The organism is Arthrobacter sp. D5-1, from assembly GCF_017357425.1.
GTDB lineage: Bacteria > Actinomycetota > Actinomycetes > Actinomycetales > Micrococcaceae > Arthrobacter.
Window position 1 is genome coordinate 13,342 of sequence record NZ_CP014572.1, and the last position, 20,316, is coordinate 33,657.

At 59.6% G+C, this 20,316-nt stretch carries 22 protein-coding genes and 1 pseudogene; 16 read left to right on the plus strand and 7 right to left on the minus strand.

The features are described from left to right. Window positions 1-365 precede the first annotated feature (365 nt). Both AYX22_RS22080 and AYX22_RS22085 read right to left on the minus strand, forming a co-directional pair. Window positions 366-884 (minus strand): annotated as a pseudogene (locus AYX22_RS22080) (IS21 family transposase); the annotation flags it as partial. 167 nt (window positions 885-1,051) lie between these two features. After that, window positions 1,052-1,360 (minus strand): hypothetical protein, encoded by a 309-nt coding sequence (locus tag AYX22_RS22085; protein ID WP_166842604.1) that lies wholly within the window; start codon window positions 1,358-1,360, stop codon window positions 1,052-1,054. 718 nt (window positions 1,361-2,078) lie between these two features. On the opposite strand from AYX22_RS22085, the gene AYX22_RS24200 reads away from it, so the two are divergent. From AYX22_RS24200 to AYX22_RS22100, 3 genes are all read left to right on the plus strand, one after another. Further along, on the plus strand, window positions 2,079-2,651 hold the full coding sequence (locus AYX22_RS24200; protein WP_242703676.1) for a site-specific integrase: 573 nt from the start codon (window positions 2,079-2,081) through the stop codon (window positions 2,649-2,651). Then, the gene (locus AYX22_RS22095; RefSeq protein ID WP_207597817.1) at window positions 2,572-2,766 is read left to right on the plus strand and encodes a hypothetical protein; all 195 of its coding nucleotides are present in this window, start codon (window positions 2,572-2,574) and stop codon (window positions 2,764-2,766) included. The genes AYX22_RS24200 and AYX22_RS22095 overlap by 80 nt, the downstream gene beginning before the upstream one ends. A 274-nt stretch (window positions 2,767-3,040) precedes the next feature. Beyond that, window positions 3,041-3,409 carry a hypothetical protein gene (locus AYX22_RS22100; RefSeq protein WP_142940439.1) on the plus strand — a complete coding sequence of 123 codons (369 nt, stop codon included), beginning with the start codon at window positions 3,041-3,043 and terminating at the stop codon, window positions 3,407-3,409. An 87-nt stretch (window positions 3,410-3,496) separates the two neighbouring features. Here AYX22_RS22100 and AYX22_RS22105 read toward each other — a convergent pair whose 3' ends face one another. Continuing rightward, a complete protein-coding gene (locus AYX22_RS22105; RefSeq protein WP_142940440.1) occupies window positions 3,497-3,970 on the minus strand; it encodes a hypothetical protein in 474 nt (157 codons plus the stop codon). 411 nt (window positions 3,971-4,381) lie between these two features. Between AYX22_RS22105 and AYX22_RS22110 the strand changes: the two genes are divergently transcribed. The 8 genes from AYX22_RS22110 to AYX22_RS22145 all read left to right on the plus strand — a co-directional run bounded on the left by AYX22_RS22110 (window position 4,382) and on the right by AYX22_RS22145 (window position 10,363). Then, window positions 4,382-6,067, plus strand: a complete 1,686-nt coding sequence (locus AYX22_RS22110; RefSeq protein ID WP_142940441.1) for a Mu transposase C-terminal domain-containing protein — start codon at window positions 4,382-4,384, stop codon at window positions 6,065-6,067. Then, entirely contained in the window at window positions 6,061-6,978 is a 918-nt protein-coding gene (locus AYX22_RS22115) for a TniB family NTP-binding protein (protein WP_142940442.1), read from the plus strand. Before AYX22_RS22110 ends, AYX22_RS22115 begins: the two co-directional genes overlap by 7 nt. Window positions 6,979-7,559: 581 nt before the next feature. Then, window positions 7,560-7,922 (plus strand): hypothetical protein, encoded by a 363-nt coding sequence (locus tag AYX22_RS24205; RefSeq protein WP_242703665.1) that lies wholly within the window; start codon window positions 7,560-7,562, stop codon window positions 7,920-7,922. 303 nt (window positions 7,923-8,225) lie between these two features. Continuing rightward, window positions 8,226-8,510, plus strand: a complete 285-nt coding sequence (locus AYX22_RS22125; RefSeq protein ID WP_207597723.1) for a glutaredoxin family protein — start codon at window positions 8,226-8,228, stop codon at window positions 8,508-8,510. Continuing rightward, window positions 8,507-8,782 carry a hypothetical protein gene (locus tag AYX22_RS22130; RefSeq protein WP_207597724.1) on the plus strand — a complete coding sequence of 92 codons (276 nt, stop codon included), beginning with the start codon at window positions 8,507-8,509 and terminating at the stop codon, window positions 8,780-8,782. Before AYX22_RS22125 ends, AYX22_RS22130 begins: the two co-directional genes overlap by 4 nt. Window positions 8,783-8,787: 5 nt before the next feature. Continuing rightward, window positions 8,788-9,657 (plus strand): single-stranded DNA-binding protein, encoded by an 870-nt coding sequence (locus AYX22_RS22135; protein WP_207597725.1) that lies wholly within the window; start codon window positions 8,788-8,790, stop codon window positions 9,655-9,657. Between the two features lie 5 nt (window positions 9,658-9,662). Further along, window positions 9,663-9,917, plus strand: a complete 255-nt coding sequence (locus AYX22_RS22140) for a hypothetical protein (RefSeq protein ID WP_011777145.1) — start codon at window positions 9,663-9,665, stop codon at window positions 9,915-9,917. A 167-nt stretch (window positions 9,918-10,084) separates the two neighbouring features. Further along, window positions 10,085-10,363, plus strand: a complete 279-nt coding sequence (locus AYX22_RS22145) for a hypothetical protein (RefSeq protein ID WP_011777146.1) — start codon at window positions 10,085-10,087, stop codon at window positions 10,361-10,363. Window positions 10,364-10,955: 592 nt separating this feature from the next. Here AYX22_RS22145 and AYX22_RS22150 read toward each other — a convergent pair. Beyond that, a complete protein-coding gene (locus AYX22_RS22150; RefSeq protein WP_207597726.1) occupies window positions 10,956-11,258 on the minus strand; it encodes a hypothetical protein in 303 nt (100 codons plus the stop codon). Between the two features lie 222 nt (window positions 11,259-11,480). Here AYX22_RS22150 and mobC point away from each other — a divergent pair, with 222 nt between their 5' ends. Genes mobC through AYX22_RS22165 form a run of 3 tightly spaced genes read left to right on the plus strand, consistent with a single transcriptional unit; the run spans window position 11,481 to window position 15,161 of the window. Continuing rightward, window positions 11,481-11,873 (plus strand): plasmid mobilization relaxosome protein MobC, encoded by a 393-nt coding sequence (mobC, locus tag AYX22_RS22155; protein ID WP_207597727.1) that lies wholly within the window; start codon window positions 11,481-11,483, stop codon window positions 11,871-11,873. Between the two features lie 3 nt (window positions 11,874-11,876). Continuing rightward, a complete protein-coding gene (locus AYX22_RS22160) occupies window positions 11,877-13,505 on the plus strand; it encodes a relaxase/mobilization nuclease domain-containing protein (protein WP_207597728.1) in 1,629 nt (542 codons plus the stop codon). Between the two features lie 30 nt (window positions 13,506-13,535). Beyond that, the gene (locus AYX22_RS22165; protein WP_207597729.1) at window positions 13,536-15,161 is read left to right on the plus strand and encodes a hypothetical protein; all 1,626 of its coding nucleotides are present in this window, start codon (window positions 13,536-13,538) and stop codon (window positions 15,159-15,161) included. Between the two features lie 100 nt (window positions 15,162-15,261). Here AYX22_RS22165 and AYX22_RS22170 read toward each other — a convergent pair whose 3' ends face one another. Together AYX22_RS22170 and AYX22_RS22175 are read right to left on the minus strand one after the other, a co-directional pair. Beyond that, a complete protein-coding gene (locus AYX22_RS22170; RefSeq protein WP_207597730.1) occupies window positions 15,262-15,837 on the minus strand; it encodes a hypothetical protein in 576 nt (191 codons plus the stop codon). A 76-nt stretch (window positions 15,838-15,913) separates the two neighbouring features. Continuing rightward, window positions 15,914-18,013 carry a DUF262 and DUF1524 domain-containing protein gene (locus AYX22_RS22175; protein ID WP_207597731.1) on the minus strand — a complete coding sequence of 700 codons (2,100 nt, stop codon included), beginning with the start codon at window positions 18,011-18,013 and terminating at the stop codon, window positions 15,914-15,916. Between the two features lie 418 nt (window positions 18,014-18,431). Between AYX22_RS22175 and AYX22_RS22180 the strand changes: the two genes are divergently transcribed. Beyond that, entirely contained in the window at window positions 18,432-18,587 is a 156-nt protein-coding gene (locus AYX22_RS22180) for a hypothetical protein (RefSeq protein ID WP_207597732.1), read from the plus strand. A gap of 182 nt (window positions 18,588-18,769) precedes the next feature. On the opposite strand, the gene AYX22_RS22185 is transcribed toward AYX22_RS22180, so the two are convergent. Further along, window positions 18,770-19,234 carry a hypothetical protein gene (locus tag AYX22_RS22185; RefSeq protein WP_207597733.1) on the minus strand — a complete coding sequence of 155 codons (465 nt, stop codon included), beginning with the start codon at window positions 19,232-19,234 and terminating at the stop codon, window positions 18,770-18,772. Between the two features lie 151 nt (window positions 19,235-19,385). Here AYX22_RS22185 and AYX22_RS22190 point away from each other — a divergent pair, with 151 nt between their 5' ends. Further along, a complete protein-coding gene (locus tag AYX22_RS22190; protein WP_207597734.1) occupies window positions 19,386-20,276 on the plus strand; it encodes a hypothetical protein in 891 nt (296 codons plus the stop codon). The last annotated feature ends 40 nt before the right edge of the window (window positions 20,277-20,316 follow it).

Here is a 20,316-nt window from a genome sequence, read left to right on the forward strand (position 1 = left end):
GGCCAACAAAGTGCGCCAGGGTTGCGGAATGTTCGCTGCATCTAAAGCACTACCCAACAGCACGCCTAGGAGGAGAAACCACCACAGCCCCCAGACAACAAGGCGTCTTCGCTTTGGCGGCATGCCCTCCAGTGAATCGGACGGCCAGGATTGCCATTCATACTTGTTGCCGTTCTTTCCTGCCCCCGAAGTCCATGCGCTTAGCCTAGCCCCACGGCCCACTGGAACAACCTTGGATAGGTAGCGTAGTGCCGCGGACTATCCCGTGGGTGGTTCACCAACCGACGCCGAGGCATTTACCGGGGACATAACCACGCCATTGTCGCTGCGATCACAGACTCAAGCGCCTGAAATTTAGTGCAGAGAAAGACCCGGTGGATGGCTTTGCCGGAATGGGAGAGCCGGAACACAAACATGTGGCACTTGGTCTTCACACCATTGAGCACGACAAAGACCTCACCGAAATCGACCTCCGCTTCGGCGCCCGGTGCGTGTTCCTGAGGGACAAAGACTTCGACCCTGCGGCCGGCTTCCAGATCGATCTGGGCCCGGCGCACCCTCACGTAATCCCTCACCGTCGAATACGACAGCTCTGTCGCTCCGCGCTCCTCAATCAGCCGCGCCAGTATCCTTCGGGCTGTATGCCGCTGTTTCCGTGGAGCAGCCGTGTCATCGACAAGCATCTGGTCAATGGCGGTCTTGAACGGTTCCAGCCGCCAAGCAACACCGCGCCGCGGTTTCCGATCCGGAGGAATCGCAGCCTCTAACGCCTGCCGCACGGTTCTGCGATGGACCTTATGCCTTGCCGCCAATGCGCGCACCGACAAACCCTCAACCCGGGCATCCCGTCGGATCCGCGCAAACAACTCCACCCTCGACTCCATCCGGACCAACCCTCCGTCGCATCCATCCACTGATGGAACCAACGTTGAAGGTGGGGCCACATATAACCGTCACAAACGCCCGGCGAGTCTAGAATTGGGGCCAGAAATAACCGTCCTACCGGGGCCATCTAAACCTGTCACAACCACCGTGAAGATGACGAGCCGGGTCAGTGCACGTCCACGTAGCCCGCCGGCAGCCCGATCGAGTGTTTGGAGAAGGGCGTGAACGGGGTAAACGGAGTGAAGGGCGTAAACGGAGTGAAAGGCGTGAAATGGGAGGGCGGATGCACCTTCTTTAGGAGGCGATCGCCGACGAGCGTGCCAAGGTACATCTTTGTTGCGACGCCGCACACGTCGTTGTCATTCCACGCAAGCCAGCCGATCCACTTCGCCGTCGGGCTGAACAGGTTCTTGTTGATTTCGCTGGTGCGGAAGGCAACCCAGTGTCCAAGCGAATCGAAGTAGTGAATTGTCATTTGGTCTCCTGAAGTAGTCCTTTGCGCTCAACCTACTTCATGGCACCGACAATTTAGGACTCAAAGCCATGCGCCCTGACGGGCTCAGGACGACGACTCGTACGGCATACAAGCCAAGGTGGGCCGCTGCGAAACATAGGCGTAGCCTGATCTCGTGGCCAGTATTCTCCGACGGCCCCGCATGGGTAGTCAGCCGTCATTTATGGTTCGGTGGCGGGACCCCGAAACCAGGCGTCAGCAGGGTCTGACGTTCCGGTCTGAGGAGGAGGCCCTCGCTCTGATGCGGAGCCTCAATGATCATGGACAGTCACTGATCAGGGCTCTGCGAGCTAAACAACGCAGGACAATAACTGGACCCTGGGTCAGCGAAGTCGTTCAAGAGCACATCGATCTGCTGGTTCGTCCTTCCAGCGGAACCATACGAACGTATCAACGGATGCTGGATCTACATATCCAGGGAACGATCGGCCGGATACCCGTGAAGGAACTCGGCTATAGGGATGTCATGCTTTGGCTACGCACCCTAAGCAACAAAGGAATGGCCCCGAAAACCATCCACAACATCCACGGATTGTTGTCTGCTGCACTTCAGACGGCGGAGAAGCTCCAATACATACCCCGCAACCCTTGTCGGGGGGTCCGACTACCTCCGCTTGAGCGCTCTGATGACACCAAGAAATTCCTTACCCATGCCGAATATCAGCTGGTTTTGAGCTCCATGGACGAAGACTATAAGCCATTCATTAGCTTCTTGGTGATGACGGGAACCAGGTTCGGGGAGGCTACCGCTCTCACCGTTGGCGACATAGACCTAATTGCCCGACCCCCAACAGCACGAGTCAACAAAGCCTGGAAGCGGGATGATCAATCCCGGTACTACTTGGGACCAACAAAGACGGGCGCAGGGAAGCGGACAATTGCGTTGAATCGGGCCCTCACGGACCTGCTCACCCCACTCGTTGCCAACCGTCCCGGCAGCGACCTGTTATTCACTACACGTACCGGTGACCGAATAGCGCACAAACCCTTCTGGGATCATCATTGGCGCCCCGCGGTCCGTTCCGCACAGGCGGACGGACTAACGCAGACGCCCCGTATCCACGACCTTAGGCACACGCATGCCTCATGGCTTCTCCAGGAAGGAAGCATCCCCATTTTCACGCTCTCCCGACGGCTTGGTCACTCCTCAACGAGAACAACTGAAGAGATCTATGGCCACCTCATGCCTCAGGCTCTCCTCGACGCAGCGGAAGCGACGGAACGCTCCATCAGGCAACTTCACGCCTCTTGACCCGTTAGTCCGGAGAAGATACGACGCCAGCGACGTCGAAAAGATCATCCTCACCGAACCCGAGACCACCACCGAGGAAACCACGGAAAGCGCGGACGAACCCGAAGCCGCCTAGAGCCTTGCCGGGCGGAACCCCCACCGCCCGGCAAGGCCCCGGCCACTCACCACAGGTAGGGCCGAGGAACCTCCCAAAGTCGGGCGGTCCGCCGCCCAGGGCGAACCACAGCAGCCAATCACCAGCGACGGACCGCCATTCAACGCCACCAGGCACACGCCCACCAAAAGCCGCGCATCCCCGGCTACCTGGCTAGTCCATCGACTCACCACCGAGAAGTTTTTGTCAGAGGCCACCCTTAGGCTCATCTCATGGCACCACGACAGGAGTCACCTTGACCAAGCCACCAATCCCCGACAACCCCATCACCGACTTCATGAACAGCGACTTCAGCGGCACCTTCGACTGGTCACTGCCGGCAATGATGCTGATCAGCACGGCACTAGTCGCGGTTTACGTTGGTGCGGCCGTGGCCATCCGAGGAAGAAACCAGGCATCACTCAGGGCTTCCAAAGCGACGGACCTCGCTTTCGGCCTGGCCATCGCGACGCCCCTCAGCGGCTTCCTTGTCTTAGGCCGCAGCGGACTCGGCGGGGGACTCCTCATTGGAGGGTTCGCGCTGGTCATCGGACTAACCCTCTGGGGCACTGCGCACCGCACTCCAAGCGAAAACCAGCCGGGGAACACCGGAAGAGTCCGCTAGACTGAACCACAGATTTCCTTTTGCAGAGGGAAAATAGGAAGGGCCGGCACTTACAGTGCCGGCCCTTCACCCTTTAAGCCGTGCAGATCAGCCGGCGATTCCACCTATTCGGGACCAGTGCTCAACCAGCTCCGGCTTGGGGTCGGCAGCCAGTAAGGCATCCGCATCAACCTGCGCCTTCTTGATCGAGTCCTCAGTACTGCGCCGCACCTCTTCGGCAAGTTTCTCTCCCGAAGCCTTCCAACCAGGCATCACCTTCTCCAGAACCTCATCGCCGACGGCCACCGCAGATTCCGCACGCACCAGATCCCGGTACGTCTTCGCCAGGTCCACGGGGCGGTCAACTGTCGTAAACACCACGGCCGGAACAGCAATGCCGACAGAACAGGCAATCCCATGACGCAACGCCAGAAGCACGGTGTACTGATCAACTAACCGATCAGCGTCCAACCATTCCACCCGGTCTAAATTACCGCCGTGCTTCTCAATAATCTCAAGGGTCGTCTTCACCGGAAGATTAACCCACTGAAGCCGCATGTCAGGACGAACAAGGTAGAACATAAAGGACCCTTTCTGTGGATAAACCAAGGCTAACCGCCGCCATTACACAGCTGGCAGGAGTTCGCTACAAGAGCACGACGCGGCATATTTCCCCATGGGCCAAGACAACCACCGCCGACCCGCCACGCGCTGCGGAACAGGTCCTTTTCAGCCGGGACCACACATGGGGACACCGCGAAATCACCTAATGCAGGCACAGGAACCCCACGCCCTGGGCAGCTGCTAAAGACACCGGGGGAGTACCGACGGGCTACTACCCGCGATCTTCCATGTCAATTTCAGGAGTCGACGGCACAAAGTTCCCTGTGACTCCGGGAATTGTGCACAGGACTCTTGACCACTGGCTGGTCGATAGTCGCGTGCACTATGGTGCTTTTGTTCGGTACTCCTGTTCCCGAGAAGGAGGCAGGCATGGATGCTGATCCGACTCGTGTTGACGCCGATGGGCAGCTGACGATGTCGGATGCCGCATGGGAACAGGCCAAGAATCGTGCCGCGGTGATCGGGGCGTTGGCGCAGCGCCGCACCCCAAGCGCCGCTGCTGTTGACCAAGCGGCCATGGAACTTGGTGTTTCCCGACGCCGGATCTACGTGTTGCTTGCCCGGTATCGCCAGGGTTCGGGTCTCGTAACGGACCTTGCGGTCCGTCGTTCTACAGGAGGTAAGGGCCGAAACCGACTGCCGGAACCGGTTGAAGAAATCATGCGCGACCTTATCCGCCGACGGTTCCTTACGCGACAAAAGTTGAGTGTTGCGGCACTTCACCGGGAGATTGGCAGGGCCTGCGCACTGAAAGGCTTGAAGCCCCCGACGCGGAACACGGTGACTCGGCGTATTTCCATGCTCAACCCTATTGAAGTGGGACGACGCAGGGAAGGGCCGGATGCCGTGAGGACCCTGCAGGCCGCGGGCGGTGAGGTGCCGCTGATCAGTTCGATCCTGGAGCAAGTACAGATCGACCACACGGTCATTGATGTGGTCATCGTTGACGAACGGGAACGTCAGTCGATTGGCCGCCCGTACCTGACCGTGGCCGTCGACGTCTTCAGCAGGGCTCTCGTGGGCATGGTGGTGACGCTGGAACCTCCATCGGCTGTGTCGGTGGGATTGTGCCTGGCCCACACCGTTGGGGACAAGCGTCCTTGGCTTGAGCGGCTTGGCGTGGAGGTGGATTGGCCGATGAGCGGCAAACCGAAATCGTTGTTCTTGGATAACGCGGCAGAGTTCAAGAGCGAGGCGCTGCGGCGTGGCTGCGAGCAGCATGGCATCAGGTTGTCCTATCGGCCACCTGGGCAGCCCCACTACGGCGGCATTGTCGAACGCGTCATCGGCACGGCCATGCGCAGGATCCACGAGCTTCCGGGAACAACGTTTTCCAACCCGGGGGAGCGGGGCCGCTATGACTCGGAGAGGTTGGCTGCCTTGACGCTGCCGGAGCTTGAGAAGTGGCTGGTACTTGCGGCTGCCAGCTACCACGGCAGCGTGCATAAGACCTTGGGACAGACCCCGGAAGCCAAGTGGGCTGCCGGGATAGCCGCGACGGGGCTGCCCGCCGTTACCGCAAATCAGACTTCCTTCCTTGTGGACTTCCTCCCTGTTATCAGGCGCACACTGACCCGAACAGGCTTCGTCGTCGACCATGTCCACTACTTTGCGAACGCTCTGAAACCGTGGATCAGTCGCCGCGACAAGCTGGAGCCGTTCGTCATTCGACGAGATCCACGCGATATCAGCCGGATTTGGGTGTTGGAGCCGGAGGGACACCACTACGTGGACGTCCCTTACCGGTCGATCGCCAACCCTCCCATCAGCACATGGGAGCACCGGCATGCTCTGGCCCGGTTACATGATCTCGGCGCCACCCAAGTCGACGAAGCAGCACTGTTCCGGATGATCGACCAAATGCGCCAGGTCAGGGAGACTGCCGTGAAAACGACCAAGCGTATCCGCAGGGAAACCGAACGTCGCAAACATGCCAAGGACCCGGGCCGACCAGACCCCATACCTTCAAAAGTCCCACCACCACCGGACACACCACGCAGCAAGGACCCGGAAGAGGTTTCCGTTCAACCCTTTGAACAGATCGAGGAATGGTGACCGTGGAAGATAAAGAGACCGGGGATTTGTCGCATCTGCACCCCGTATCGCGGGAATTGGCAAAGTTGCCCACCGAGGAGAGGGTGCGGCGCATTCGAGCAGACCGGTGGATCGGCTACCCCAAGGCCTTGGACGCCGTCGCACGTTTGGAAATACTCTTCAGCTGGCCGAAGAAGCAGCGCATGCCAAACCTCCTGCTGGTCGGTCCAACGAACAATGGCAAGACCATGATCGTTGAGCGTTTCCATCGAATGCATCCACCTGTAACTGGCCCGGACGGCGAAAACATCCCGGTTGTGTGCATGCAAATGCCCTCGGAACCCTCGGAGCTTCGGTTCTACACTGCCCTCCTTAACGCGATGGGGGCGCCGTTCCGGTCAAACCTGCGTCTACCTGAAGCCGAACGTCTGGCCCTCTCACTCCTGCGCGAAGTTGAAGCCCGGATGCTCGTGATCGATGAGTTCCACAACGTTCTGGCTGGCCATGGTGAGAAACGACGAGAGTTCCTGAACCTGCTCCGGTATCTGGGCAACGAACTGCGCATCCCGCTTGTCGGCGTCGGCACACGTGAGGCCTACTTGGCCGTCCGGTCCGATGATCAGCTTGAGAACAGGTTCGAACCGTTCATTCTGCCGCTCTGGGAAGTGGGCCTAGAGGCCAGGTCGCTGTTGGCCAGTTTCGCCGCGGCATTCCCATTGCGCTTACCGTCGGTGATCGAAACCGAGGACATGGCCAGGTATTTGCTTGCCCGCAGCGAAGGCACAATCGGTGAACTCGCCCACCTTCTGACGGCGGCCGCGGTCGCCGCCGTCGAGACCGGCGAGGAGAGGATCAACCACCGGATCCTGACCAGGGCAGACTACATAGGACCATCGGAGCGGCGCAGGCTATTCGAAAAGCAGCTCCAGTGACGGCGGTGCGGCGCTGGCCCGTGCACCCGGCGCCTACGCCCGGTGAGGCGCTTTCGTCTTGGCTTCGACGGATCGCCGTCCGCTATGAAGTCCACATCGAAGACCTCGTCGTCGATCTGGGCTTCTGGCCGGGCAAGGCCGCGGACCTGGATACCTTCCCACCCGAACGTTTCGCCCAGGAGCTCTCCACAAGAACCGGCGTCGATGCGCAACGGATCCGGAGAATGAGCCTCAGCGGCTGGTCACCCTGGCTACTTGACCGGGCCGAACCGGATCCCGGGACGTTTGCCAAGTACACGCGACAGTTCTCCGTGCTGTTGCCAGCGGAAATACGGTGGCCGCGTGAGATCTACCCGTGGATGCCTTGGTGTCCAACTCGCCCGGCAGTGCGGGCGTGTCCACATTGCATCGCGACGACGGCGCCTCCCCACCCTTATGAATTGTTGTGGCTGCTGCCGCTGACGCTTAGCTGCCCGATTCATGGATGTCTTCTGGAAATGTGGACTAAGTCGGCCAGCTACTTCGGGGGCTGGGAACGCAGGCCGCCAACACCAAGGCCTGTTCCTGCCACGCTATTGGCGATGGACACCAGAACCTGGCAGGCCATGGCAACGGGGAGAGCCCAGCTGCTCAGCCAGCAGGTCGCTGCCGGGACCTGGTTTCGATTGATGCGCACTATCATCGATGAGCTGGGTGCACCCCTGACCGAGTGCCGGACAGCTAATCGCATGATCATGTGGATTTGGAAACATGCCGGTCATTCCGGGCGGGTAGGACCCCTTAAATGGCAACCCCACGAAGGCTACTCAATCGACAGCCAGCTCCGGACACTGGAGGCAACGGCGACAGCAATTCAACTTCTTGAGAGTGACGCCCTCACCGGCAGAGGCGCGGACACCGTCTTCTTCCGACCGGCAACGGCCACGGACAGCGGTTGGCCGTGAGGACCGGGGGAACGCTTCGATGTCCAACGTGGCAACGGAGACCTTGGCTGTAGGCAGCTGCTAAGGAAGCCGGGATAGGGGCAATGCACAGGACTTCTGACATTTGTGCCGTCAGCTTCTGAAAATGACATCCCCAACCTCACCAGACGCCCAAATCACCAAAAAATAGCTACCAAAAACAGGTAAAAAAACCCTAGAAATAAGGGTAAAAGCCTTTAAATCCGATTGGATAAAAGCTAGAATGGTAGTAGCAAGTCAGCCAGACGAACCTAACCAAAACTGATACGAAACGCAGGACTGAAAATGACTTCCGCAATCACCGATTACACGGTCTACACCAAGCCCGGTTGCCCGAACTGCGACCGCACCATGGAGTACTTCGCCTCCAAAGGCATCACCTACACCCCGGTGGACATCACCGAAGTGCCGGCCGCGCTGGAGTACATCACCCAAGAGCTTGGCTACTCCCAAGCGCCAGTCATCGTGAACAACTCCGATGACCAGGACCACTGGTCAGGCCTCCGCCGCGACAAGCTCGTCCACGCCGCCATGACCCACACGACCGCAAGCCACAAGGAGGCATCATGAACGCCACGCCCATCACCGCCGATACCATCACTGCGATCCTGGACAAGCTTGCTGTCCCTACGGAGCTGCGCACCGACCCGGAACTGCAGGCCGTGGCGTACGGGTTCGCGTTCCTGAACTCCCCGCTAACACTGCCCGAGGCACGCTTCTACGACGCCTCCACCGTCTTCTACGACGAGGAGGCCGAATCACGGTACGAGCTCAACACCCGCGACCTGATGGCCGAACAGCTCGCCTACCGGGCAAGCCTCCGCATCACCGAACTCGGGTGAGGACTATGACCACCCCGCACCCTGTGGACGGGTTCAAGATCAGCCCGCGGATCCCGTTGGAGGTGGACCTGTTCCGGCGGACCAACCCCAGCGGCAGGATCTACCCCGACCCTGTGGAGCCCGAGGTTGTGGATCTGTACGACGGTTTCTACGCCGCCCCCTACAAGGGTGGCGACGACCGGTACCTTGAGGCGATCAACCGCGCCCCGCTCGGGGCCGGCGGCCTGTGGGATGAACACACCGCAGACCAGCACCAACCCAACGACCTCACCCACGATGAACCGGGCGACACCGAACCTCAGAACGAAACCAGCACACACACCGAGAACACCAACAGCACACGAGGAAAAGGAATCATCATGGCCGGCGAAACCACCATTACTGTCATTGGAAACCTGACATCGGACCCCGAGTTGCGGTTCACCCCATCGGGTTCGGCGGTAGCGAATTTCACGATCGCTTCAACGCCCAGAAACTTCGATCGTCAGTCCAACGAGTGGAAGGACGGGGAGACGCTTTTCCTCCGTGCCAGTGTGTGGCGGGAAGCAGCTGAGAACGTCGCCGAGTCCCTGACCAAGGGCACGCGCGTCATCGTTTCCGGCAGGCTGAAGTCCCGGTCTTACGAGACCAAAGAGGGCGAAAAACGCACCGTGATAGAGCTTGAGGTAGACGAGATCGGTCCGAGCCTGCGTTACGCAAATGCGATAGTAAACCGCACCCAGCGCACCAACCAGGGCGCAGGAAACGGCGGCGGATTCGGTAACCAGGGCGCTGGCGGACAGACCAACCAGCAGGACGACCCATGGGCCGCGAACCCGTCAGCCAACGCTGGCTCCTCCTGGGGCAACAGCCCCGACTCCGAACCCCCGTTCTAATACCCATGAAGCCGAGTGAGAAGAAGAGTCCCTACTTCACTGAAGAGGACCTGAAGCAGATCCGGGCAGCGGTTCAAGCGGTCGGGCAGCTTGAAGGGTATGTGTCCATTACGGATTTCGTTGAAGCAGCCGCACGTCGGGAGCTGCGACGGTTGCAGCGCAAGTACAACGACGGCCGGAAATGGCCGGGTGTTGAAGCCGGGGAACTCCGCCCGGGGCGACGCACCCGTGAAGAAACTGCCCGCCGCGAAGACCGGTGAAACCCGGCAGGTAGGGTGCCTAATGGCTGCCGGCGCAAGTGGCCTGGATCGCGATATCCGTCAATAGTTATGGTGTCGCAGCCGTCGCCACCAAGGCCGGGCGTCACGAAACGAACCAAGGGCACACAGTTACTGCAAGAGCCCGACCCGAGAAGTAAGGACCACATATGTCAATGACAACAAGGACCGTGATTCAGGAGGTTGCTCTTGTTGTCCTCGCGGTTGCCGCGGTGGTGGCTGCGATATGGTTCGCGGCCAACGGCTTCATGGCTGCCGCCTACCTCGGCACTGCGACGATGTGCATGCTCGTTTTCACGGCGGCGGCACTGAACAGGAGGGACCCGAAACGCTGGGGACCCCGCATCAATTCACGTACGGCGACGGTGGTCATTAATGTTCTCTCTATTGTCGTCATCGCCCTCTACGTCTTTGGCCTGTTCTTTTAGCGCGAGAGCGGCAAGGAAGCCAGCTGAACGCTAAGACATCCCCGGGGCGTGAGGGGAGAATTTCACGTCAACATTCCAGCCCAGGAACGCCGGACGCTCTGATGAGTCGCGAGTCTTGGTCTAGGACGACTGTCTGAGGCTCGTTCATGCTTCTTTCCCCCTGGAGTTTTGGCGAACGTCCGGCGGGTGCTTTTTGTTGTTTCCCGTGTGGGCTGTGTGGTGGGTCTTGGGTGAAAGCGTCCAGTACCTCAGCGTGATCCCCCCGGCCGCTTGATATGTCTCCCGGCACTATAGGTTTCTGTGCCCGCTTGTCTCGGCATCGCGTGAACTATGTGTGTCGTCCCGGCTGAAAGGAAGCCGGCTTTGCACGTGTGCTGTGTCGGCCAGCGTTCAGTCTTGGACCATGGGAAACGTTCCCGTTGGTGACCGACTGTGTATCCAGGCTGTGCACGGCCACCGCTCGTACTGGTGAGTTTCCTCGTGTTGGTGACGTGGTGGTTGTGTGCAGCCGGTCGGGTGGGTCCGGTCGTCCACATGTGTGCGGGAAAAGCCCGAAGGGTTTAGCTTTTGCCGTGCCCATGTGGGCGAGGGGTTACTGTTCCGATGCCATCGAGGCAGGCGCTGTTTCCCGGGCGGTCTTCTTGCCGCGCGGTCGTCCGCCGGCCTTCCTACCTGGCGTGTCCAGGCCGAAGCCGCGCAAGTCCGATTCGGTCCAGTCGGCACGCAGCGCAGCTTGGTAGTCCTTGGCGTACTTTTGTTCGGCAGCTGCGAGCAGCTGTGCGGCTTCCTGAAGTTCGACGCTGCTGGCTGCTGCGTTCTTCACAGCGTTGACCTTGGCGTCCCTGGCAGCGTCAATTTTCGCGGCCGCTTTAGCGGCAATGTCGTTGATGTCCATACGGCCAGTCTAGCGTCCCCTGCCGGACACCGACGGGAACTGTTTCTGCCGGTTCGCACAAGGGTGCGAAAACGCAAAAACTCAACCGTGCGGAGCAAGCTATACACTTACACGGGTGTAAGTGGCTTGTCGCCCTCGACACTGGCGGTCGAGTACGGCACACTTGTCAGTGTGGTCCCCGGTTCGGGGTCGCTGCGCTGGGCCTTTGAAGGAGGGATTGGGATGTCGGATGAGGAGAGCACTCATCGCCCCAATCTGTCCCGCCGTCGTCGTGCGAACACTCCGGCGGGAACGAAGAAGCGCCGTGACGTATGGGTCACGGTGGAAGAGGAAGCGGCGCTTGTTGCGAGGGCCGAACGGGAGAAAGTGACCGTTCCGAACCTGCTGGTTTCATCGGCCCTGGCAGAGCGCACCGACTCACCCACGGAGCGCCGCGCAATCGGCGCTGAACTCATGCAATTGCACAACCTTCTTGCCCGTTCCTCGAACAACATCAACCAACTCGCGCGGCAGGCCAATGCCACGGGTGAGTTCCCCGTAGAGGCCCGCGAGGCTCTGAAGCATCTCCGGACCGTGGCTATGCGAATTGACCAGGCCATCGAGGGGTTGATGTAAGGAATGATTCCGAACATCACCCGCGGTTCGCGCATGGGTGGCCTGATGGTTTACCTGGCATCGACCGACTCTGACAAGACCAAGAACGCACACACTGAGCCGCACTTGGTGGCTGGTGATGCGGCCATCATGAGTTGGTACGACGACGGCGTGCTGGACAGGGATGACGCTCTGGCCATTGCCAAGCACCTCGAGCAACCACGCAAGCTGTTCGGTGTTTCCGTTCAGATCAAGGACATGCAGTGGGATGCGGCCAAGAAGGAACGCGTGCACGTTGGTTACAAGGACGCCAGCGTGTGGCACTGCTCGCTGAGTCTTCGCGCTGAAGAGGGCGCACTGACGGACCAGCAATGGGGTGACATCGCGAACGATTTCATGGATTCCATGGGCTTCACTGCAGCTAGTGGCAAGCCACAGTGCCGCTGGGCAGCGATCAACCACGGCACGAGCGAGAACGGCAACCACCACATCCACTTGGCAGTGTCCCTGATCCGCGAGGACGGCACCAAGGCCTCTACTCACGGGGACTACAAAAGGGCACAAAATACGTGCCGGGAACTGGAAGTTAAGTACGGGCTAGAACAGCTTTCCACCGTGCACGCCACTCGTGGTTACGACCGCGCTGAGAAGGCCACCGCTGCACGGGACGAACGGGAAATGCACCGCTCGGCACTGGCGCGTAAGGTGCGGGCCAGTGCCAGTGCATCAGCAACGGAGGGAGAGTTCGTTCGCCGCGCCCGTGACACGGGAATGTTGCTGCGACCGCGGTACGCGAAGAACACCACCGACGTCATTGTCGGGTACTCCGTGGCCGAGCGACCTAAGGCCGGAGAGCGTCCGATTTGGTTCGGCGGTGGAACCCTTGCCTCGGACTTGAAGCTTGGTGCTCTGCGTGAGGCATGGATGGATTCTCCGAAGCTTGCTACGGAAGCTGCGGCGGAATGGAACGCGGCAGCTCGCAACAAGCGAACGGTCTCCAAGACCGGTCCTGAGAAGGCTATGCCGTCTCCGCAGGTGTGGGTGGAGTACACCCGCAACGCGACAGCTCTGGCAGAACAGCTGCGTGCCATTCCGTTGGACGATCACGCCACCTGGGCGAAGGCAGCCCGGGACGTTTCGGGAGCCTTCGCGGCTTGGTCGCACCGTCTCGAAACCACACCTGGACCGCTGGCCGAAACCGCTGCGGAGTTGTCCCGCACCGCGCAACTGCGTGCACCTCGCCAGCACGGCAAACCTGTCGCGCTGCCGTCCATCGCCGGCACCGCCATGTTGTTCCTGGCAGCATCGAGCAAGAACAAGACAGCGGCTCAGGCTGCGCTGATGGTGCAACTGGCGAATATGGCTGCGGCGATCTACGACATGCATCTGCAGTCCGGTCGGACACGGGAAGCTGAGAGAATTCGGGCCGTCGTTGCAACCCAACTCAAGCCCTTTGCAGCGACCATGCCCCGGCCCGTCAACGTAGGTGCGACCGAGCAAGCAGTAAGGCGTGAACCTGTCCGGAACCCTGTGGAGCTCGGCCTACGCGGTATGGCACCTATCCGTCCCGGCTCGGTTGTTCCAGGAACAGCAACACCGGCCAAGACACCCACGCGTACCGGACGCGAATCCGGGCCTGTACTCGACCGATAAGAATCACACCACTAGTGCAAGGGGAACACCATGAGTGAATCAGACGGAATGGACGATGTAGTAGACGGCGGACTGCGGCAATCACTGATGGTCGCCTCCCGCATTGCAGAGACTCTGGCTCGCAAACGACAGGAAGCCCAGCGGCAGCAGGAACACCTTGACTCACAGGCAGCTCACGAAGCCCAGGCGCGCCTTGCCGCCGAGCGTAGCGCCGCGCACGCAGCACTCGCACCGGTCGAAAAAGATCAATGGTGGGACAAGGCGCAGCCATCGGACATCGCCACCGCCCACACCGTCGCAGAAGCGTGGAAGGATCACGACCCCACTGCTCTGGCAGCGTCCGAAAGGATCCGCCAGGAAGTCTTTGCGCGGTACGGCATCGACACACGAGACGTCGGCACGGACACCGCGTATCTTGAGTCGGGCATTCACACCGTCGCCACCGAAAGGGCGCGCTTAGCAGCACCTGGAACAGCTGCGGCAGCGCAGGGCCAAGACGACCATAAGAGCCAACTCCAAAGCGCCATTGAATGGGCCGCAGAAGAAGACCCAAGGTTCTACGCCGAGTGGAGAAACCGCCAGGGATTCACGGACACCGTAGAGGACCAACGCTCCGTCGAAAGGGAACTCATTCAATACTGGCAAACCGCCACAGCACCGGCCGTTGGCCAAAGCCCCGAGGGTGTTGACCAAACACAAAACAAGGCCAATCACCAGACCGATCTAGACCGGGCTACGGAATGGGCAAAAGAACACGACCCGAAGTTTTACGACGACTGGAAACTTCGCCACGACTTTGCCGACACGGTAGCCGATGAGCGCAGCGACGAGAACAGGCTCATCCGGCATTGGCAGGCAGCTACAGGTGCTCAGCTGGCATCACAGTCAGCCGCGGTGGAACACGAAAAGGCCATGCAGCTCCTGGCCGCTGCCCGCGCCGAAGAACTCCGCTCCCAAGCGGCGACGCTCGCACCCCAGCTGGAACGCCACCAGGTGCCCGTGGAGTACCTGGCCAACCCCGAACTGACAAAAGCACTCCAGCTGGCACACAACGCGAAGACACCCAAAGCATTGGAGGTAGCCGACGCGGCCGTGAAGGAGCGCCTGTATCTGATCGGCAAGGACGGCATCAACGGACCCGACATTGACCAGCTGCGGAAAGAAACGACAGCGAACGTCAACGGTGCAGGCGAGGAACACTTCAAAGACCCGGCGTTCGTGGACGCAGCCAAGAACCTGCACGAAGCCAAGCTGTTGGCTGAGGGCGGCTTCAAAGGCGACAAATGGTCAACGCAGGAGCAGAGGTACGAGCGCGCCGAGAAGGAACTCTTCGCACGTATGGAGGGCGTCGGCCGCGAGATCGAAAACCGGGTCACCGGCAACGACAGCAGCCGGCTCAAAGACCAAGGAGTGAAAGCAGAAACGACTTCCGCCAACGACTACGGTTCAGCGGAACGGCAAAACGCATTCGCCACTTCACTGAAGGACAGCGGAGCCAACGAATCACAGGTGCGAGGCAGGGCAGCTGCTGAACGCAGCGAGGCCACACACCCCCGCGGAGCACTGACCATGGGCAAAGGGGCTGCCAAGGCCAGGAAGTCCCCCACGGGGGCCTCGAAGGGTGCCGAACGGTTCAAGAGCGGCCCGTCCAAGTAGTCCATTTCCAACGAATGACAGGGCCACCGAGATTACTCGGTGGCCCTCTCATTTCTTGCCTTTGTTTCCCTCCGGATAAGGAAAACCAGCGAATATATGACTAGTCGCCCCAAAGCTCATTGATAGTCGCGTCGTTGTCGGCTTCTGTGGCCTTTGTGAGTACCTGTTCGGCCTTGGCCACTGCCAGCAATGCTCCGCCTAAAGCTCTTGCCTCGGCGGTCACCTCTTCTTCTGAATACAAGGATCCCAGTGACGGACCCGCGGTGCTCCCGGCGATGGTAAATCCTGCCGCCTTCAAGATGGTTACGAACTCTGGTAGTACACTGCGGCGAAGGTAGCTCCGCATTGCCGCATTTACCTCATGAGCATTAGGGACGGTGTAGATATTGCTTGGCACCTCCCACTTGACTCGAGAAGCGGCTCCGGCCACATCCTCAGTCGCCCGCAGTGCGGCTTCTTCGATGTTCGCGCGAAGGTCCTTTACTTTCTCGGCACCCAGCCCTTTGGTGACGTCAGCCTGCTGCTTAGCGAGCTTCCGTGCGAGCTCATTTGCGTGGCTCGGAATCTGCGCAGCGACCACTGCCAGGAACTCTCGTTCTAGGGTTTCTAGTTCCTGCCCAGCCGCGGCCAGGCTTTCTTTGGCCTGTTTTAGTTTCAATGCTGTCTCTTCACTCATGCTGACAAGATTAACGGAGCTGGCAGACAGGGCGGATCATTGGTTTAGCTGCGTCGGCCAGGGGGTGGAGATACGCCTACTCTTCACCCATCTGGAACTCGAAAGCTTGGCGAACTAAGCCAATGATGTAGACGAGATCGGTGTCCTCGTCCAGACTGACCTCGGTTGGGCCATTGCCCCAGTGCCCCTTGCTGCTGACGTCCCAGGCAAGACCCCGCTCGTCGCGGAGCGCCTCGATTGGGACGTTGAGGCTCAATCTCAGTCGAGCCTTCTGAGGAATGACGTCGACGAAGTTGGTCTCAGCCTTGAAAGCGACGTAGAGCTTGAGGAATTGCTGAGTGATGCCTGGATCCAGGGCCAGAACCTCCGCACTAAACTTCTCGAACAGGGCTCGCCGCGGCTGCCGAAGCAGATGTGGATGGTCTTCGATGGAGAAGTCCGACTCTGCCCGCCTTCCCTCGAACTCCCTGATCGTTTGGGCTGGCAGCTGCGGCAGGGACCAAATCTTGAGCGCATCGTCTGCCAGCCGCACGGCGCGGTTCCGGATCTCGTCGGCGTTCCATGATTCGAGTTGCCCAAGCCCCCTGTTGAGCCGGAGCGGGCTGTCTTTGAAGCCTCCCTCCATGTCGCGCTTCTTTGGGAACGCGTGGTCGGAGTACTCCGAGTTATAGCCCGTGAGCGTCAGATTCCCGAGGGTGTGAAGGTACTTTTGTTGCACGTCTTGCCAGGCATCTCCAAGAGCTGCTTGCCATTCGGCCGAGAGGTTCTCGTTCTGCGGCATGATGTGCTCGATCGTGTAATCCTCGATCGTCACGTACTCCTTGCGGCCGTAGTTTTCGAGCATGCGAAGGAAGTAAGAGCGCCGGCGGAAGTTGTACAGGTCACTGGACGTAAGACCGGAAATGAACTCGGCATCTGTCGGGAATTTGCGGTAGCTCTTGAGACCCAGAAAGTGTGCCTTGACGCTCTCGAGATATCGATCCTTGCGAACCGCTGAGCTGAAGCCGGCGAATGTCTTGTTGAGCGAGTTGGTCGGGATGCGGCAGACCGCGCGGCGGAAGATGTATGAGGTGACCAAATCAACGACCTGGAGCACGCCGTCCCGAGTAAGAGTACCGAGCTCGTAGTCCGTGTAGACATCGAGCAGGAACGGAAAGACGACGTCGGCCTTGATCTGGTCCAGGTCTTTGAAGGCGCGCCTCAACGCCGGGTCCGTCTCCTTGCCCAACACCATCGCGCAGTATCGCCGGGCGTACTGACGCAACTCGACGACGAGAGACTCGACTGTCTCGTCCGCTTGGGTGAAGGCCGACGCATGATCTTTAAAGGCGTCATAGATATCGTCCAGGCGAGGTATCTCTCCGGTCTTAACGGTCAGATAGTGACGGACAAACTCGTCGAACTGGCTCTCCTCCGCACCACTGAACTCCAGCTCCATCGGCCGCCAGTAGGCCGAGTAGATCTTCTCCTGCTGTTTGGGTGGGAGGTCCATGAGGACGTAGTTACGGATCAGGTCGGCCTGAGATAGCTTCTTGCCGGTCGAATTCATGGCCTCAAAGACAAGTTGGGGGTTGTCCACCCCACGCTCGAGCTTCACATCAACGACGACAAGCTTGTCGAGGCCCCGGCAGACAACGGACAAATCGAGCCTCGGGTCATCAAGCTTCCGCCGGAAGTATGCATAGTTATCGATCACGCGAGTGGCCATGTCGCTGGCCGGCTCCGCTCCCTGAAGGATCGCGATCAATGCCTGTCTGTCGTTTTGGGACAATATTAGCTTGAACTGGCGCTCACCTTCTTCGTCATTATTGAGCAGATAGCGATTCCGGATTTTCCGCGGAGAGAAACCTTCCCAGGGCTCGCGCTGATCCTCTGGCAGTGTCTCCAGCCGGGCAGCAAGTGCTGCTAGCACCAGGGTTACAGTTGTCACCCGCTGCTGGCCGTCAATAATCAGATCCGGCTCAGTAGACGTGTTAGTGGCTTGATCCCTGGCAACGTAAACGATCGACCCCGTGAAATGCGCACCAAGTGCCGAGTTCGACCCTGCCCGCATCATGTCGGCCCAAAGCTGGGCGCACTCCGCTTCCTGCCACGAGTAAAGCCGCTGGTAGATCGGCACAATGAACTGGCTGCTCGCCTTCAGCAGCGTAAGCAGATGCGAGTCTACGGCCTTCACAGGTCTCCTTCGTATTGTGTTGGTCACCACCTTATCGGCGAGGCGATTGCGTCGATGAGTAAGGGGGCAAAACACATACCCCGTTCTCTTGGACTGAAGCTAACGTTGTGGACATGGACGGGCCACTTTCACTAGCTTGCAAGGCATTGACCGTAGTTCATGCACGATGGGCGGCGCGCCCAGGGAAGCTTCGGAAGACCGTGAGAGGCATCGGGCACGTTGTTTGGGACCAAGACGGCAAGGGTTGCCGAATCTACATCCCCGCTCGGATGGATGCAGAAAACGCTCCCGGCGTTGTTGATTCGCTAAGCGAATACGTAGGGGAGCCTCTCACTTACACCTCCGCTGAGACACTCGCTGTAATCTGACCAGGCCCGAAACGCTCGACCGTGTTCCTGCCGGTTTCGTTGCCTTGGAATTGAGCAAATGGAACACCGGCATCGGCTGGTACGAGACCGGGCGCATCCTGACCGCAGATGAGGTCGAAAATGCATGGCAGAGGATCCTTGATCAGCTCGGAACTGACAAAGCGCGCTGGCACACCTACAGCCCCGAACTTCCCGGATTCGGATAGGGCCATACGGAGCCCTGACCATGGGCAAAGGGCCGCCAAGGCAAGAAAGACCCCCATAGGGGCCTCGAAGGGTGCCGAGCGGTTCAAGAGCGGGCCGTCCAAGTAGTCCGTTTCCAGCACAGCTAGGGCCACCGAGTAGTCTCGGCGGCCCTAGCTGTGCTGCGCCCAACGTGGCTGGCTGCTCAGTACTTCCAGCACCAGCCCCCGCCCCATATGGTCAGCGTCATGGCGGCACGCTTTCGGGGCTGCGAAAGGTATGCCTGGGCCGCACAGACAGTGACAATGGAAAGGCAGGCGCCGAAGGCTACTGCCGACGCCGATGCGGCAAGACCGCCGGCAAACACTCCTACTGCCGCCGGCCAGCAGTAAACTGAGCCTCCCCAAGGGGATTTCGCCACTCTGGCCGTTTCGACTTCATCCAACAGGATATCTATCTGGCCGAACCGGGCACCTGGGCGGTAGCTCAGGGTGGGCACTGACATAGGAGCGCCAGCCAAGGCCTCTGGCCGACTCTCGGTAGTCTGCAAATCCGCTGATGCGGTGATCCCGGAATGAACCGCAGCACTGGCTGGGACCTCGGCGCCTGAGACGAGTAAGAGGAGCACCAGCAGGCCAGTCATGAGCCCGGACAGTTTTGATTTAAGCATCTTCTGCCTCCCTAATCAGTTGGCTGTCTCCGGCTCTCATGCCGGGTGATCATGCCAACAGAAGTAGCGTGGCCGGCCAGCGTCTCACTGTGGTCGCTACAATGTCTCAACAGTGTCTAATTTGAGGCGCGTCTGATTAGAGGAGCTAAACGTGGAGCTCAATCGACGCTTGGTTGAACTGCTCCTCTCGCGGGCCTCATATCGAATGCGCTGGAAACGGAAGGCAGGCACCCGTCTCTTTGACGAGTCCACGCTCAATCAGCAGGCCGTCTGTGCGGTGCTTGCAGACTACGGATACACCCAAGGTCTGGAACTTGACCCTCGGCAAATGAAGGACACCGTGAGTAGGGCTGTGGGGAGCCGGCCGGGGAAGATTTCCGGCAGCACCCTTCGAAAGTTCATTGAGGCTTTCGAGATGTCGACTGAGGATGCTCAATACCTGTGGGATGCAACAGATGCACGATCTGGTGAAGTAACAGTCATGGGCACGAAATTGGTGAAGGTTCAACCTCCGAAAAACTACCGGACCATAACAGCCCAAGAGATTCACCACATCGGACCCGACGGCAAGCCCAGGGAACATCGGACAAATTTGATTCTTGAAGCAACCAACTTGCTCGAGTTCTACCCCGTGATAACAAGTGCCGATGCTGTTTCTATCGAGCCGCTTCGAGGAGGCCCAGTGGCTGGGAAGCCGTACAGGATCGGTAACGAATTTACTGCTGTCAACATCCGGTTTAGTGAACCTGTTCGGCCACGGCACGTAGTCTCTTTGGAATACAAAACGCGCTTCATCTATACAGAAGAATCGCCGACACAGTTTCGGCGGCACGTAGTAGCTGTAGACACCCTGGAGATCTGCGTCGACTTTGACCCGGAGTGTCTACCTACTCGCATCTGGTGGAGCCAGTGGCCTGGCTTGGATGAGCCAGCGGCCTCTGAGGAGTTGGTCCCGCTTCGTCCAGATAACTCTGTGACCAAAGTGGTGCAGAACCTGAAGAACGCAGTGGTTGGCTTCAGATGGTCCTTTGAATCCAAGTAAGCCGACTGCCAGAAGGACCCGCAGCGGGGCAAGTGTGTCG

Coding starts and splice junctions, on each gene's coding strand:
- AYX22_RS22085 (WP_166842604.1), bottom strand. CDS start 1,360: ATGACAATTCACTACTTCGATTCGCTTGGACACTGGGTTGCCTTCCGC.
- AYX22_RS24200 (WP_242703676.1), top strand. CDS start 2,079: ATGGACGAAGACTATAAGCCATTCATTAGCTTCTTGGTGATGACGGGA.
- AYX22_RS22095 (WP_207597817.1), top strand. CDS start 2,572: ATGGCCACCTCATGCCTCAGGCTCTCCTCGACGCAGCGGAAGCGACGG.
- AYX22_RS22105 (WP_142940440.1), bottom strand. CDS start 3,970: ATGTTCTACCTTGTTCGTCCTGACATGCGGCTTCAGTGGGTTAATCTT.
- AYX22_RS22110 (WP_142940441.1), top strand. CDS start 4,382: ATGGATGCTGATCCGACTCGTGTTGACGCCGATGGGCAGCTGACGATG.
- AYX22_RS22115 (WP_142940442.1), top strand. CDS start 6,061: ATGGTGACCGTGGAAGATAAAGAGACCGGGGATTTGTCGCATCTGCAC.
- AYX22_RS24205 (WP_242703665.1), top strand. CDS start 7,560: ATGGACACCAGAACCTGGCAGGCCATGGCAACGGGGAGAGCCCAGCTG.
- AYX22_RS22125 (WP_207597723.1), top strand. CDS start 8,226: ATGACTTCCGCAATCACCGATTACACGGTCTACACCAAGCCCGGTTGC.
- AYX22_RS22130 (WP_207597724.1), top strand. CDS start 8,507: ATGAACGCCACGCCCATCACCGCCGATACCATCACTGCGATCCTGGAC.
- AYX22_RS22135 (WP_207597725.1), top strand. CDS start 8,788: ATGACCACCCCGCACCCTGTGGACGGGTTCAAGATCAGCCCGCGGATC.
- AYX22_RS22140 (WP_011777145.1), top strand. CDS start 9,663: ATGAAGCCGAGTGAGAAGAAGAGTCCCTACTTCACTGAAGAGGACCTG.
- AYX22_RS22145 (WP_011777146.1), top strand. CDS start 10,085: ATGTCAATGACAACAAGGACCGTGATTCAGGAGGTTGCTCTTGTTGTC.
- AYX22_RS22150 (WP_207597726.1), bottom strand. CDS start 11,258: ATGGACATCAACGACATTGCCGCTAAAGCGGCCGCGAAAATTGACGCT.
- mobC (WP_207597727.1), top strand. CDS start 11,481: ATGTCGGATGAGGAGAGCACTCATCGCCCCAATCTGTCCCGCCGTCGT.
- AYX22_RS22160 (WP_207597728.1), top strand. CDS start 11,877: ATGATTCCGAACATCACCCGCGGTTCGCGCATGGGTGGCCTGATGGTT.
- AYX22_RS22165 (WP_207597729.1), top strand. CDS start 13,536: ATGAGTGAATCAGACGGAATGGACGATGTAGTAGACGGCGGACTGCGG.
- AYX22_RS22170 (WP_207597730.1), bottom strand. CDS start 15,837: ATGAGTGAAGAGACAGCATTGAAACTAAAACAGGCCAAAGAAAGCCTG.
- AYX22_RS22185 (WP_207597733.1), bottom strand. CDS start 19,234: ATGCTTAAATCAAAACTGTCCGGGCTCATGACTGGCCTGCTGGTGCTC.